Consider the following 14,311-nt stretch of genomic DNA (forward strand, 5'->3'; position numbering starts at 1 on the left):
CCCGCAGCTCCACGCCCCCGCGCCCGCGCCTGCTCCCGCCGACTACCGGGAGCCGGATCTCGCTGCGGCCGACCCGCTCGCGGCCGGCGCGGCGCCGTCGCGGGAGGTCGGCCGTCCCGCGCACCGCGAGGTGGCGCCGCCCCGGCAGCGCACGCCGGACCGCCGGAACCGGCCGACCAAGCCGGTCCGGGTCCGCGCCCCGAAGATCAAGTTCGGCGACCGGGATCCGTCGGTCGAGCTGGCCATCACCGAGATCGCCGGCCACCTCACCTTCACCCCCAACACGGTCACCGCCTGGTACTGGCTGCCCGAGGTGCGGTGGGCGTTCCGGCCGGACGCCGAACGCGAGGCGCTTCTCTCGGCGATCTCCGAGCAGTACGCCGGACTCGCCGGGTTCCGGCTGCACCTGCGTCGCACCACCCGGCCCTTCCCGGCCGACGAGTGGGCCCGCACCATCGACGCGCACACCGCCGCCCCGCTGCCCGACGTACCGGGCACCACCGGATGGGCCGACCACCTGGTCGCCGCCCAGCGGCACCTGATGGCGGTCAACCACGCCGAGGGCCAGACCTACCTCGGTGTCACGTTCGCCCGCCGGTCACTCGGCGACTCGCTCACCGAACGACTGCTCCGCACATTCGGCCGGGGCACCGCCGACGGCGAGCGGCGCCGGCTGAGCCGTACCGTCGAGCAGTTCGACGAGGTCCTCGGCGCGTTCGGCATGCGCGGGCGCCGGGTCACCGCGCCCGAGCTGGAGTGGCTGCTCTACCGCTCGGTGGCGCTGTGCATGGCGCCGCCCGGCGTCCTGTCCCCGATCACCAACGGCCGGTGGGAACGCGGCGATCTGCTGGCCCTCACCGAGCAGGTCGAGCGCTACCGCACCCCGTACGGCTCCACGGTGAAGCTGGTCAACCGGATGACCGGCGAGGAACGGCACGTCGCCGTGCTCGCGGTCGGCCGGATGGAGCCGCTGGAGATCCCCGAACGGCACGAGCCCTGGCTGCACTTCCACGAGCGGCTGCCATGGCCGATGGAGCTGTCCACCCGGGTCGACATCCTCGGCCCCAACGACTCCTTCCGGAACCTCGAACACCGGCTCCGGATGATCCGCTCCCAGCAGCTCGACTACGCCGAGCACGGCATCGACGCGCCGCCGGAGCTGGAACGACTGGCCAAGCGCGCACTGGTGATCGGTGACGAGATGACCACCGGCCTGCCCGTCGACTCGGCCCGGGCACACGGCTGGCACCGGATCGCGGTCGGCGGCCGTACCCGGGAGGAGTGCATGGAGCGGGCCCGGCGGCTCATCCAGCTCTACTCCCGGGAGCTGCGGATCTCGCTGCAGCATCCGAAGAACCAGGACTGGCTGGCCCGCGAGTTCATCCCCGGCGAGCCGATCGCCAACACCGGCTACGTCCGGCGGATGCCCGTCAACCTGCTCGCCGCCGCGCTGCCCCAGGCCGCGTCCACGGTCGGCGACCGGCGCGGCGACCTGATCGGGCGCACCGCCGGCACCTGCCGCCGGCCGGTCTTCCTCGACCTGCACTTCCCGATGGAGGTACGCGAGCGCTCCGGCCTCGCCGTCTTCGTCGCCGAGCCGGGCGGTGGCAAGTCGACGCTGCTCGGCGCGCTCGGCTACCTGGCCGCCCGCCGCGGCGTGCAGGTGACGCTGCTCGACCCGTCCGGCCCGCTGGCCCGGCTCTGCGCCATGCCCGAGCTGGCCCCGTACTCCCGGGTGCTCAACCTGACCGGCTCCGAGCAGGGCACGCTGGCGCCGTACTCGCTGATCCCGACGCCGCTGCGCAGCGAGTTCGGCGCCGGGGCGCCAGGCGACCGCGAGTTCGAGATCGCCGTCTCCAACGCCCGAGCCGAGCGCCGGATGCTGGTGCAGGACATCTGCATGATGCTGGTGCCGCCGCAGGTGGCCCGGGAGGCGTCCACCGCCACGCTGTTCCGGCACGCGGTACGCCAGGTGCCCGCCGAGGAGACCTCCACGCTCGACGACGTGGTCACCTGCCTCCAAGGGCTCGACGACGACGCCGGCCGCGAGCTGGCCCACCTGCTGCTCGACACCGCCGAGATGCCGCTGGCCATGCTCTTCTTCGGCCGGCCGCCGGAAGGGCTGCTCGGCGCCGACGCCGCGCTCACCGTCATCACCATGGCCGGCCTGCGGCTCCCCGACCTCAAGATCGAGCGGGAGTACTGGTCGGCCGAGGAGGCGCTCGCCCTGCCGATGCTGCACACCGCGCACCGGCTCGCCGTACGCCGCTGCTACGGCGGGTCGATGTCCTCCCGCAAGCTGGTCGGCCTCGACGAGGCGCACTTCATGGAGGGCTGGCGGTCCGGGCGGTCGTTCCTGGTCCGGCTCGCCCGCGACTCCCGCAAGTGGAACCTCGCAGCGCTCGTCGCCTCGCAGAACCCGAAGGACATCCTCGGCCTCGACGTGCAGAACCTCGTCTCCACCGTCTTCGTCGGCCGGATCGCCGAGGACAGCGAGATCGCCTCCGAGGCGCTGCGCCTGCTGCGGGTGCCTGTCGACGACGGGTACGAAGCGACACTCGCCTCGCTCTCCCAGGCCGACAGCGGATCGGCCAACCGGCTCGGCTTCCGCGAGTTCGTCATGCGCGACGTCGACGGGCGCGTGCAGAAGGTCCGAGTCGACGTGTCGTACGTCGACGGGCTGCTGGAGCACCTGGACACCACCCCCGCCGCGGTCGCCCAGGCCGCCGGGATACTGCCGACCGTCCTGGCTGACCTGGAGGCGTGACATGGCAAGGGCCTGTGTCGGAGTCCCCGGTCGAGCCGAGGCGGAGCCCAGGCGGCGTCCGGCAAGGCGGAGTTTCTTCCGGATACCGGTGTCGTATCCGGACGGAACTCCAACGCGGCCGGTCGTCGCCTGGGCCCGCCGCAGGCCGGCCAGGGACTCCGACACAGGCCCGCGGGCCCGGGCACGGATCGCGGCGCTCCTCCTCGCGCTCGGCGTACTCGCCGGGGCCACGATCTCCTGGCCGGTGATCGGGGCGGCCACACCCGCGTACGCGGCCGCGCCGGTCACCCAGGCGCGCGCCGAGCTGTGCAGCACCAAGGAGTGGCAGGCCGACTTCCGGTCCTGCGTCGGCAAGCTCAAGGAGGTGAGCGAGGACCAGGTCGAGTGCCGTAATGCCCCGGTGCCCGCCGCGCCGGACTCGGGCCTGGCCGGCTGGTTCGCGTCCCGGCCCGACTCGGCGAAGGAGCCCGGGCCGAGTGGCTATTACAGCCGCTATGGCTACGCCGGATACAGCTACAACACGTACGACGTGGACGGCGGCTGTGCCTCCTCGGTGCTGCACCCGGACTACCGCTTCACGACGATGGTCGCCAACGGCGAGTTCATGTTCGCCAACGCGGTGATCGGCGCCTCGAACGCGCTGCGTGAGCGCGCCTGGGATCCGCGGACGATGTGGAGCTGGGCCGACCCGCTGGTGGAGCAGGCCACCAAGGCCGTCTACCAGAAGGTGTTCAGCGTCTTCGGCATCATCACCGTCTGCGTGGTCGGCCTCTACCTGCTCTGGCGGTCCCGCCAGTCGGACATGAGCAACGCGATGACCACTGCGGGCTGGGCGCTGCTGGTGATGGTGGCGGTGACCGCGCTGGCGGCCTGGCCGGTCAAGTCCGCGAACATCGCCGACAACACGCTGATCACCACGCTGGGCGTGGTGCACGAAGCGGTCGGCCCATCCACCAAGGACACGCCGCCGGGCCAGTGTGACGACCCGAATCCGCAAGCGTGCAAGGATCACCGTCCCCCCGCCGTGCGCGCGAGCGACACGGCGACCGAGACGATGCTCTACCGGAACTGGCTGCGCGGTGTGCTCGGTTCGGCCGACAGCGAGACCGCCAAGAAGTACGGCGAGGCGCTCTACGACGCGAAGTCCCTGACCTGGGAGGAGTCGGAGAAGCTCCGCCAGAACCCGGGAACCCGCGAGGGCACGATCAAGGCCAAGCAACAGCAGTGGGCCCGTGTCGCCCAGCAGATCGAGACCGAGGATCCCGAGGCATACGAGTACCTCAAGGGCACCAAGGACATGGACCGGATCGGCGCCGGGTTCATCGCGGTGCTGGCATCGGTGCTGTTCGCCATGTTCGACCTCACCGCGTCGCTGCTGGTGCTGCTCGGCTTCCTGATCTTCCGCTGGGCGGTGATCGCCGCGCCGATCCTCGGCACGGTCGGCCTGATGCGCCCGGCCAGCGCCGGCCTCCGGCGGCTGGCGAACGCGGTGGTCGCCGCGGTCTTCAACATCGCCATCTTCGGCACCGGCGCGGCCATCTACCTCTTCGCCGTCGACCTGATCATGAACACCGCCACGCTGCCCGGCTGGCTCCAGGTGGTGCTGGTCTGGCTCTGCGGGGTGGTCGGCTGGTTGCTGCTGCGCCCGTACCGCCGGATCACCCAGCTCGGCGGCAAGGACAGCAGCGAGGCGGTCAGCTCGGCCGGCTCCTGGCACCGGCGGTTCTTCCGGGACATGCGGATCGCGGCCCGGCTGGACGTGGCGGAACCCGGCGGCACCAACGAGCCGGCGATCGGCAAGCGCCGTACCGTCACGGCCGACCAGCGCAGCCTCCGGCCGGAGGCCCGGCACGAGGATCCGGCACACAGCGCCAGACCCGCTGAACGGGAGCGGCCGGACGGGCGGGAACGGCCGGAGGAGGCACCCGCCAGCGGACGACCGGCGACCACACCCCGGCCCCGGCGCGCGCCGTCGACCTGGACCGAGCCGGACGTGCCGGAGGAGTCGCCCTCCTACGCCGTCTACCGGCCGGACTCGGCGGGCCGCGGCACCTCTCCGGCCCGGCCGGCGCCGCGCATCCGCTCCGAGGCCAGGTGAGTCCGGTGCGACGCGCGCTGGAATTCCTCTTCACCCGGATCCTCCGGTCCCGGATCGGCGTCGCCCTCGTGATCGCCGTGCTGGTCTTCGGGGTGATCGGCGCGGCCCGCCTGGTCGCCGGGCCGGGCGATCCGAGCCTCGGCCTGACCAGTCGACCCACCCAGCCGATCAGCACTTCGGACCCGGAGGCCGGTGACGACGGCGTGCTGGCCAGCCCGCCGGCCGCGGTCGCCCCGAAGACCCGGCCGGGCGAGGACACGCCGGAGCAGGTCGCCGGGCGGTTCACCACCGCGTGGCTGAGCGGTCCGGGCAGCAGCGGCGACGCCTGGCAGGCCCGCCTGCGGCCACTCTCCACCCCGGCGCTGGCCGAGAAGATGACCGGCGCCGACCCGGAGACCGTTCCCGCACGGAGGACGACGGGCACTCCGGCGCTCCGGCCCCGCACCGAGTCCTTCGTGGAGGCGCTGGTCCCGCTGGACAACGGCACGCTCCGGCTCGAACTCGTCGCACCGGACGGGCCCTGGCTGGTGGACGCGATCGACTGGGAGCGGTCGTGACCGCCGGCCCGGCCGTCGCCGGACAGGTCCGCCGGAAGCTGCGGCTCGGCGTGGTCGCCACCGCCGTCACGAGCGTGCTCGCCCTGCTCTGCTGCGTCGGCGGCGCCGGCGCCTTCCTCCTCACCGAACTGGGCGGCGACGAGGACGACCCGAAGCTCGCGGCCCTGAACTGTGACCCGGCCTACCAGGTGAACCTGACCGGTGACATGCCGCGCTTCGCCGAGTACGGCGAGCGCCAGCTGCGCAACGCCGCGGTCATCATCAAGGTCGGCCAGGACATGAAGCTCCCCGCTCGCGGCTGGGTGATCGCGCTGGCCACCGCGATGCAGGAATCAGCGCTGCGCAACCTCGCGAACAGCACCGTCCCGGCGTCGCTCGCGCTGCCGCACGAGGGAGTGGGCGCCGACCACGACTCGCTCGGCCTGTTCCAGCAGCGGCCCGGGTGGGGCAGCGTCGAGCAGCGGATGACGCCCTCGTACACGGCCCGGAAGTTCTACCAGAAGATGGTGCAGGTGCCGAACTGGCAGCAGCGCCCGCTGACCGTCGTGGCCCAGCGGGTCCAGGTCAGCGCCTACCCCGACGCCTACGCCAAGCACGAGGAACTGGCCGGACGCATCGTCGACGCGCTCGCCGGCGGCGCCGCCCGGACCGTGGAGATCGCCGGGAAGGCCGTGTGCGACGCGGCGGCCGGAGACCGGATCGCCGCCTCCGGCTGGACCGCGCCGCTGCCCGGCGGCGTGGTCTCCGGCTTCCGCACCACCGCCCGTCCCAGCCACCACGGCGTGGACCTGGCCGCCTCGAAGGGCACGCCGATCCACGCCGCCTCGGCGGGCCGGGTGCTGGTGGCCCGCTGCGACCCCGACCGCTCCGGGCGGAAGGACTGCGACCGGGACGGCTGGCCGAACAAGGGTGGCTGCGGATGGTTCGTGGACATCCTGCACGCCGGAGGGTTCATCACCCGTTACTGCCACATGGTCGAGCGACCGAGGGTGGTGCCGGGTCAGTCGGTCGCGGCGGGTGAGGTCATCGGGCTCTCCGGCAGCAGCGGCAACTCGTCCGGCCCGCACCTGCACTTCGAGGTGCACAAGAACGGCGACCGGTCCAGCAACGGCGCGGACAACCCGGTGCCCTTCATGCGCAAGCGGGGCGCGCCCCTCGGCGAAACCGAGTGAGGCCGGGCGGATGAGCAATCCCCTGCCCGACCCGTTCGCCGACCGGCCGGACTGGGCGCCGCTGCCGCCCCGGCCGGTGGAGACCGTCCCCGCCACCGGCGGGACCGAGCTGCGTGGCCGCCGGGTGCTGGTCGGCCTGCCCGGTCTCGGCTGGCGCGGCGACCTGCGGGCCGACGAGCGGGTCGTGCAGGGCAGCCGCACCTACGTGCCGGTCATCCCCGAGCACGAGTGGTACCGGGCCGAGGCCGAGCAGGTGGAGGTGTTCGCCCCGCTGGTGCCTGTGGAACGGGTCTGGGTGGAGACCATCGGCGAGCGGCGTCCGGCGACCGGGGCGACCGCCCCGGGACTCCGGCTGGTCTCGCTGGACGTGCCCGAACGCCGGCCGCCCACGCCGGTGTTCGAGGCCGACGCGGTGACCGGGCGGCGCGTGGTGCACGTGGACAACGGTGTGGAACGGCGCGACCTGCGTGCCGTCACCGAGACCTACTCCGGCGCGGACGGCGACATCTGCGTGCGGGTGGCCCCGGAGCTGGAGTGGTACCGGTGGGCGTGGCGTGGTCAGGCACCGACCACGTTGGAGGTGCCGGTGCACCTGCTCTGGCTCGAGTAGGCCTCAGCCGACCTTACTTGCCTCGCAGACGCGCCAGCCGTCCCGCTCAACGACACGAAATTGCCAGTCTTCGCGGCGGCTGCTTCGTGTCTGACCATCAGCCGAGCTTGAGATGGTCAACGTCGTGGTCACCGACTCGCCTTCGCCGTCCTCGACCCTGGTCAGGGGCCCCCAGCCAGCTCGGACCACTACGTTGAAGTTCACCTCCCGCTGTTCCATCTCTGCGCGGAGGCCCCGGAGGGCATCAAGGTTCCCCTCGGACTTACAGGCGAATTCCCCAGCCTTGGTGTCGTTGCGGTCCACGAGGAACGCCCGGAGATAGTTGTCCACCACGACGTCGGGGGCGCTTCGGTCCGGGGCGGTCGCGCGGTCGTACAGCACGAACCCGACCACCCCGCCGACAGTGCACAGCACCGCCAGCACCCCCGCGACCACAGTGAGCACTGTGCGCACCGGGCGCTTGGGGCGTGCCGGTGCGGGAGCGGGCGCGGGGGGCGCCAACTGCTCCGGCGGGGTCCGCTGCGCCGGTACTCGGGACACCTGGGAACCGGCGGGGGGCTGCACTGATTCCACCTCCTGAGGCTATCGGCTGCGCCTCGCGTACCCAATGCCTGGAACTGGCGGATCGTGGCGAACCGCCGGGCGGACGCCGCCCGGCGGCGGGGTGAGGCTGCTCACCGCCGACCAGCTCACCGCGCCGACCGACATCCCGGTGGACGGCCGCCGCCTGGGTTACCGTCACACCTCGGGGAGGACATGTCGGCCTCGGAAAGAGAGGTGGACGCGGTGGCGACTCCGAAGGCGCGCGCCGGCCGGGCCGCCGCGCTGCACCGCCGGGCCGAGGCCGCCGCGACGGCGGCGGCGGGCATCCTCGACGAGATCCGGCCCGCGCCGGCCGACCATCATCGGCAGTACGAGCTGGCCGAGCGCCTGCGGGCGGCGGCCGATCTGGCGGCGCCCGGTTGGGCCGGCGGGCCGCTGGAATCACTGAGCGCGGCGACGCCTCCCGGTGACGGTCTGCCGCCGCTGGTCCGGGTGGGCACCGCGGCGCCGCTCGACGACGCCCGCTTCCCCGCGCTGGTGCCGTTGCTCGGCAGCGGCCACCTGAGCCTCGACGCCGACGCCTCGGACGCCCGGGTGGCCGGGCTGCTCCGCGCGCTGCTGCTGCGCGTCTTCGCTGCCACTCCGGCGGGTGCGCTGCTGGCGCGTGCGGTCGACGGCGGGTCCGGTGAGACCTTCGCCGGGTACGCGCCGCTCGCCGACGCCGGTCTGCTGCCCCCGCCCGCCACCGACCTCGCCGGGATGCGTGCGGTGCTGGCCGAGGCGGAGCAGTGGGTGGCCGCCGGGACGGCCCGGCAGCGCGGGCACGACCGGACGCTGCTGCTCGTGGTCGCGGCGCTGCCCGACGGTACGACCACCGCCGACCTGGACCGGCTCGCCGGACTGGCGGAGGGCGGGCCGCGCGCCGGGCTGCATCTGGTGCTCGCCGGCTGGCCGGACGGCAGTCCGCTGCCGCGCGCCACAGCGGTCACGGTCCGCACCGCGTACGCGCTTGTCGGTGACCCGCCGGGCGCCGGCTTCAGCAGTCCCGGCGCCGAGCCGCCGGGCGGGCTGAACTCGCCCGTGTTCCTCGACGAGGATCCGCCCGCCGACCTGGTCGCCGCTGTGTGCGCGCGGCTGGCCCGGCAGATCGAGGACGGCTCCCGCCTCTCCCTGCGTGACCTGCTGCCGGCGGACGGGTTCTGGACGGCCGGCTCGGCCGACGGGCTCAGCACCACTGTCGGTGACGCCGCCGGGCGCCCGGTCAGCCTCGGCTTCACCGAGCTGACCCCGCACTGGCTGGTCAGCGGCCGGGGCCAGGCGGGCCGGTCCGCGTTCCTGACCGACGCGTTGTTCGGCCTCGCCGCCCGGTACGGCCCGGACGAGCTGGCGCTATACCTCGCCGACCTGGCCGACGGCGAGTCCTTCGTGGAGTTCCTCCAGACCGAGCGGGACCGCTCCTGGGTGCCGCAGGTGCGTGCCGCCGGCATGGCGGCCGACCGGGAGTACGTGGCCGACCTGTTCGGCGAGCTGGAGGCGGAGCTGCGCCGCCGCGAGGAGGCGTCCCGGCGGGCCGGCGGGCAGCGGTACGCCGAGCTGCGGCAGCACCAGCCGCTGCCCCGGATCGTCTGCGTGGTCGACAACTTCCCGCTGGCGCTGCGTGAGCGGGACCGCCTCGCCGCCGACCTGCTGGCCCGGCTGGACGCGCTCGCCCGCGCCGGCCGGTCGTACGGGATCCACCTGGTGCTGGCCGGCGAGGGTGACCTGGGCATCGGCGGCCCGCGCGACCCGCTGCTCGGCCAGTTCCCGGTGCGGGTGGCTCTGCCCGGCGGCTCGGCGGTGCTGGAGCCGGCGAACGACTCGGCGGCCGGGCTGCCGGTGGGCAGCGCGGTGGTGAACACGGCCGGCGGTCTGGGCGGTCCTCGCGGCGCGACACGGGGACACGAGCGGATGATCCGCTTCCCTGATCCGTACGAGGACCCCGAGGTCCTGACCGGCCTGCGGCGACGGCTCTGGGAGGCGCGGGGCGACTCGGCGACGCCTCCGGTGGTCTTCGCCGGGTACGCCCGCCCGCTGCTCGCCAACGATCCGCGGCACCGGGCCGCGCTCGCCGGCCGGGCACACGCGCCCGCCGCGCTGCTGGGCCGGGCGGTGGACGTACGGCGGTCCACCGTGACGGTGCCGCTGGGGCCGGGCGCGGGGCGGAATCTGGCCGTCCTGGGGCGGGACGAGGAGGCCGAGCGCCTGCTGGTCACGGCGGTACGCAGCGCGGCGGCGGCGCAACCGGACTCGGCCCGGTTCGTGCTGGCGCCGCTGGCGAACGGGTCGGCCGAGCCGGCCGGGGGGCTCGCCGCCGAGTTGGCCGGACGCCACCGGGTGGAGACCGTCGACGCGGCCGGGCTGCGCACCGCCATGGAGTCGGACGAGCCGGGCTACCTGGTGGTCTTCGGGCTGGACGTGCCGGACGCCGCCGAGCTTCCGCCCGACCTGCTGCGGACGCTGCTGCTGGAGGGGCCGCCGACCGGCCGACACCTGCTCGGCTGGTGGCGGACACCGGCTCCGCTGGCCGGGCTGCTCGGCCCGGAGGGCGAGGTGGACAAGCTCACCGCCGTGGCGGTCACCGACGTACCGGGCGGCCGGCTGGAGCAGCTCTTCGACCGCCCGGTCTGGTGGCGGCCCCGGCCGGGTCGCGCGATGCTCTGGGACGGCCCGGACGAGCAGGGCACCGTCTTCGTGCCGTACGGCACGGCCGAGGTGGCGACGGCGCGGGTCGAGCAGGGCCCGCAGGTGACGGACCGCGCCGGGGAGGGGGCCGCATGAGTGAGACCGGCACGGCCGTACCGGGGCCCCGCTCGGGTGGGCCGACCACTGTGGCGGACCCCGCCGAGTCGGCCTGGGCGGAGTACGTCGCGGCCGCGCGGGCGCTCGACGGCGTACGCCGGGCGGCGGCCACCGCGGCTGGGGAGCAGGCACGGTCGGTGGCCGCGGCCCGTGAGGAGCTGACCGCGGTACGTGAACGGCTGGCGCCGCAGCAGTCCCGGCTGCGTGAGCTGGGCGTACCGTCGATGTCGCTGGTCCCGACGCCGCCGGAGGTGACCGAGGCGGCCCGGTCGATGGCGGGCGGGCCGTCGTCTGTGCTGGCGGCGCTGCGCGCGGCCGGGGACTGGGCGGACGCCGCGGACGACACGCTGAGCGCGCGTGGCCTGCCGCGGCTGGCCCGGTGGCCGGCCCGTCCCCGCAACCTGCTGGTGTACGGGCCGCTGGCGCTCGTGGTGCCGCTCCTCCAACTGGTGCTGTACGCGGTCGCCGGTCCGGGACCGGTGACGGTGCTGGCGCTGCTCGTGGGGCTGCCGCTGCCGGCTGTCGCGTTCATGCTGGGCTGGCTCGCGGTGGGGCGGGTCTTCCGCCCGCGGCCCACCGACCGGGTGGACCGGACGCCCCGCTTCGGCGCCCTGGTCTGCCTGGTCCCGGCGGTGCTCACCGCCGCCGGCCTGCTGCTGGCCATGCTGCCCGACTGACGACGGCCGCGCCCTCCCGGGTGGGAGTACGCGGCCGTCGGTGTCGGTCGAGGGTCAGCGAGCCATGATCAGTGCCATCGCCTCGGCCCGCGACTTCGCGTCGTTCTGGAGTCCGCCGCGCACGGCGGACGTGATGGTCTTCGCGCCCGACTTCTGGATGCCGCGCATCGCCATGCACATGTGCTCGCACTCCAGCACCACGATCACGCCGCGCGGGGCGAGGCTGGACATCAGCAGGTCGGCGATCTGCGAGGTGAGCCGCTCCTGCACCTGCGGCCGGCGGGCGAACACCTCGACCAGCCGGGCCAGCTTCGACAGGCCGGTGATCCGGCCGTCCGGGCCGGGGATGTAGCCGATGTGCGCGCTGCCCCGGAACGGCAGCAGGTGGTGCTCGCAGAGGCTCATCACGTCGATGTCCCGGACGAGCACCAGCTCCTCGTGGTTGGCCTCGAACGTGGTGCGGAGCACCTGCGCCGGGTCGACCCGCAGGCCGGCGAAGAGTTCGGCGTAGGCGCGGGCCACCCGGGCCGGCGTCTGCTGGAGGCCGTCGCGGTCCGGGTCCTCGCCGACCGCGATGAGGATCTCGCGGACCGCCTTCTCGATCCGGGCGAGGTCGACGCTGTCCTCCACCGGGCCACCGGTCAGCTTGCCGCTGATCAGGCGTGCGGCCACGTAGTCGAGCGCGTCGTCCCCGTCGGGCTCGGTTGCGGAGACGGCCGACTCCCTGTGCGGGGAGCCGGCCGTCGTCGGATCGCTGTTCAGTGCGTACCGTCCGAGTTGTTGCTGGAACCACCGATCGAGGCGGCGGCGTCGGCGCGGGACTGCGCCGCCAGTGCCTCCTTCTCGGCCGGCGTGAGCACCGGCGGCTCGGTGGAGGGCTGACGCTTGCCGAAGCCGTGGTACGGCGCCATCGGCGGGCGCTTGACGACGCGCGCGCAGATCCGGGCCATGTCGGCGGTGGAGAGCGTCTCCTTCTCCATGAGCTCCAGGACCATGTTGTCCAGGACGTCCCGGTACTCCACCAGGATCTCCCAGGCCTCGTCGTGGGCCAGCTCGATCAGTGCGCGCATCTCGCCGTCGATCTCGGCGGCCACCACATCGGAGTAGTCCCGCTCGTGGCCCATGTTGCGGCCGAGGAACGGCTCGTCGCCGCTGGTGCCGTACTTGATCGCACCGAGCTTGGAGCTCATGCCGTACTGCGTGATCATCGCGCGGGCCAGCTGCGTGGCCTTCTCGATGTCGTTGCCGGCGCCGGTGGTCGGCTCGTGGAAGACGAGTTCCTCGGCCGCCCGGCCACCCAGCGCGTACGCCAGGGTGTCGATCATCTCGGCCCGGGTCTGGGTGTACTTGTCCTCCGTCGGGAGGACGAGCGTGTGACCCAGCGAGCGCCCCCGGGACAGGATGGTCACCTTGTGCACCGGCGCGGCGTGCGGCAGCGCCCAGGCGACCAGCGCGTGCCCACCCTCGTGGTACGCGGTGATCTTCTTCTCCTGGTCGCTCATCACCCGGGTCCGGCGCTGCGGGCCGGCGATCACCCGGTCGATCGACTCCTCCAGGGAGTCGTTGGTGATCGCCCGCTGCTCCTTACGAGCGGTGAGCAGCGCGGCCTCGTTGATCACGTTGGCCAGGTCGGCGCCGCTGAAGCCCGGGGTACGCCGGGCGACCGCGTCGAGGTCGACGTCGGGCGTGAACGGCTTGCCCTTGGCGTGCACCCGCAGGATGGCCTTGCGGCCCTCCATGTCGGGGGCGTCGACCGGGATCTGCCTGTCGAACCGGCCCGGGCGCAGCAGCGCCGGGTCGAGGATGTCCGGCCGGTTGGTGGCGGCGATCAGGATGACGCCGCCCTTGGTGTCGAAGCCGTCCATCTCGACCAGCAGCTGGTTGAGCGTCTGCTCCCGCTCGTCGTGACCGCCGCCCATGCCGGCGCCACGGTGCCGGCCGACCGCGTCGATCTCGTCGACGAAGACGATCGCCGGTGCGTTCGACTTGGCCTGCTCGAACAGGTCACGGACGCGGCTGGCGCCGACACCGACGAACATCTCCACGAAGTCGGAGCCGGAGATGGAGTAGAAGGGCACCCCGGCCTCGCCGGCGACCGCGCGGGCCAGCAGCGTCTTACCGGTACCGGGCGGGCCGAACAGCAGCACGCCCTTCGGGATCTTGGCGCCCAGGGCCTGGTATTTCGCCGGGTTCTGCAGGAAGTCCTTGATCTCGTGCAGTTCCTCGACCGCCTCGTCCGCACCCGCGACGTCCGCGAAGGTGGTCTTCGGCGTGTCCTTGGTGATCATCTTCGCCTTGGACTTGCCGAAGTTGAGCACCCGGGAGCCGCCGCCCTGCATCTGCGACATGAAGAACAGCAGCAGGAGCACGAGCAGCGCGATGGGAAGCAGGTTGACCAGCAGGCTGACCCAGATGCTGTCCGACGACACCTTGGTGTCGACCGGGCCGGTGATGCGGTCCGCCGCCTCGGCCTCGCGTACCTGGTTCCAGACCTGGCCGCCGACCTCGTACGGGAACTGCGCCTCGATCTTGTCAGTGGTGGTGTCGCCGTCGAACTTGGCCTTGTCCTTCAGGTCGAGCTGGAGCGTCTGCTCCTTGTCCTGGAAGACGACCTTCTCGATGCCACCCTTGTTGAGCTGGTCGAGCGCGACGGACGTGTCCACGCGGTGGTAGCTGGGACCAGCGGTGAACAGTTGACTGAGCACAACGGCGCCGAGGATGACCAGGATGATCCAGACCACCGGTCGGCGGAAGAAACGCGTACGTTCCATGCTGTAGTCGGGTGCCGAGGCGCCCGCATCCTCCTGATCGACGTCCTGACCGTCTGAATGGTGTCGCCGCCTTGAGCGGCGGCCGGGGCCGCCGTGCGGGCCGGCCCGACCCCCGGGGCACGCAAACTGCCGCACCACGGTCATTCGACGGTACACCGTGCGCGCGAGGAGTGAGCTTGCGAGCCCCGCAGTCGCGCACATTCGAAACCTCGGTGCGCGCGACGAGTGAGCTTGCGAGCCCGGCACTTACGCGTAGGGCGAACCGGGGTTTGAGCCGG

Annotated in this window: 10 protein-coding genes; 7 read left to right on the plus strand and 3 right to left on the minus strand. The window is 73.2% G+C overall.

Features of this window, described 5'->3' with window-relative positions; all coding sequences use genetic code 11:
• From F8279_RS25935 to F8279_RS25955, 5 genes are all read left to right on the plus strand, one after another.
• Nucleotides 1-2,767: ATP-binding protein (locus F8279_RS25935; protein ID WP_225853412.1), on the plus strand; the 2,767-nt coding region annotated here is incomplete at its 5' end.
• Between the two features lie 187 nt (nucleotides 2,768-2,954).
• On the plus strand, nucleotides 2,955-4,865 hold the full coding sequence (locus tag F8279_RS25940) for an MFS transporter (protein WP_151501332.1): 1,911 nt from the start codon (nucleotides 2,955-2,957) through the stop codon (nucleotides 4,863-4,865).
• Nucleotides 4,862-5,422 carry a hypothetical protein gene (locus F8279_RS25945; RefSeq protein ID WP_151501329.1) on the plus strand — a complete coding sequence of 187 codons (561 nt, stop codon included), beginning with the start codon at nucleotides 4,862-4,864 and terminating at the stop codon, nucleotides 5,420-5,422. The genes F8279_RS25940 and F8279_RS25945 overlap by 4 nt, the downstream gene beginning before the upstream one ends.
• Nucleotides 5,419-6,594, plus strand: a complete 1,176-nt coding sequence (locus F8279_RS25950; RefSeq protein ID WP_151501330.1) for a M23 family metallopeptidase — start codon at nucleotides 5,419-5,421, stop codon at nucleotides 6,592-6,594. Before F8279_RS25945 ends, F8279_RS25950 begins: the two co-directional genes overlap by 4 nt.
• A gap of 10 nt (nucleotides 6,595-6,604) precedes the next feature.
• The gene (locus F8279_RS25955) at nucleotides 6,605-7,204 is read left to right on the plus strand and encodes a hypothetical protein (protein WP_091425735.1); all 600 of its coding nucleotides are present in this window, start codon (nucleotides 6,605-6,607) and stop codon (nucleotides 7,202-7,204) included.
• A gap of 3 nt (nucleotides 7,205-7,207) precedes the next feature.
• On the opposite strand, the gene F8279_RS25960 is transcribed toward F8279_RS25955, so the two are convergent.
• Complete coding sequence (locus tag F8279_RS25960) at nucleotides 7,208-7,768, minus strand: hypothetical protein (RefSeq protein ID WP_151501333.1); 561 nt, start codon at nucleotides 7,766-7,768, stop codon at nucleotides 7,208-7,210.
• A gap of 213 nt (nucleotides 7,769-7,981) precedes the next feature.
• On the opposite strand from F8279_RS25960, the gene F8279_RS25965 reads away from it, so the two are divergent.
• Together F8279_RS25965 and F8279_RS25970 are read left to right on the plus strand one after the other, a co-directional pair.
• Nucleotides 7,982-10,564: an FtsK/SpoIIIE domain-containing protein gene (locus F8279_RS25965; protein WP_192580771.1), complete on the plus strand. Its 2,583-nt coding sequence runs from the start codon at nucleotides 7,982-7,984 to the stop codon at nucleotides 10,562-10,564.
• Nucleotides 10,561-11,262 carry a hypothetical protein gene (locus F8279_RS25970; RefSeq protein ID WP_091425743.1) on the plus strand — a complete coding sequence of 234 codons (702 nt, stop codon included), beginning with the start codon at nucleotides 10,561-10,563 and terminating at the stop codon, nucleotides 11,260-11,262. The genes F8279_RS25965 and F8279_RS25970 overlap by 4 nt, the downstream gene beginning before the upstream one ends.
• A 54-nt stretch (nucleotides 11,263-11,316) precedes the next feature.
• Here F8279_RS25970 and folE read toward each other — a convergent pair whose 3' ends face one another.
• Together folE and ftsH are read right to left on the minus strand one after the other, a co-directional pair.
• On the minus strand, nucleotides 11,317-11,934 hold the full coding sequence (gene folE, locus F8279_RS25975) for a GTP cyclohydrolase I FolE (RefSeq protein ID WP_013288986.1): 618 nt from the start codon (nucleotides 11,932-11,934) through the stop codon (nucleotides 11,317-11,319).
• Nucleotides 11,935-12,020: 86 nt separating this feature from the next.
• Nucleotides 12,021-14,033, minus strand: coding sequence for an ATP-dependent zinc metalloprotease FtsH (ftsH, locus tag F8279_RS25980; protein ID WP_091425747.1), 2,013 nt, complete (start codon nucleotides 14,031-14,033; stop codon nucleotides 12,021-12,023).
• Between the last annotated feature and the right edge of the window lie 278 nt (nucleotides 14,034-14,311).

This window comes from Micromonospora sp. AMSO1212t (genome assembly GCF_008868145.1).
In the GTDB taxonomy this organism is placed as follows: domain Bacteria; phylum Actinomycetota; class Actinomycetes; order Mycobacteriales; family Micromonosporaceae; genus Micromonospora; species Micromonospora tulbaghiae.

What these genes read in the sequence shown, in the direction of transcription:
- F8279_RS25955 (WP_091425735.1), top strand. Translation starts at nt 6,605, where the DNA reads ATGAGCAATCCCCTGCCCGACCCGTTCGCCGACCGGCCGGACTGGGCG.
- F8279_RS25970 (WP_091425743.1), top strand. Translation starts at nt 10,561, where the DNA reads ATGAGTGAGACCGGCACGGCCGTACCGGGGCCCCGCTCGGGTGGGCCG.
- ftsH (WP_091425747.1), bottom strand. Translation starts at nt 14,033, where the DNA reads ATGGAACGTACGCGTTTCTTCCGCCGACCGGTGGTCTGGATCATCCTG.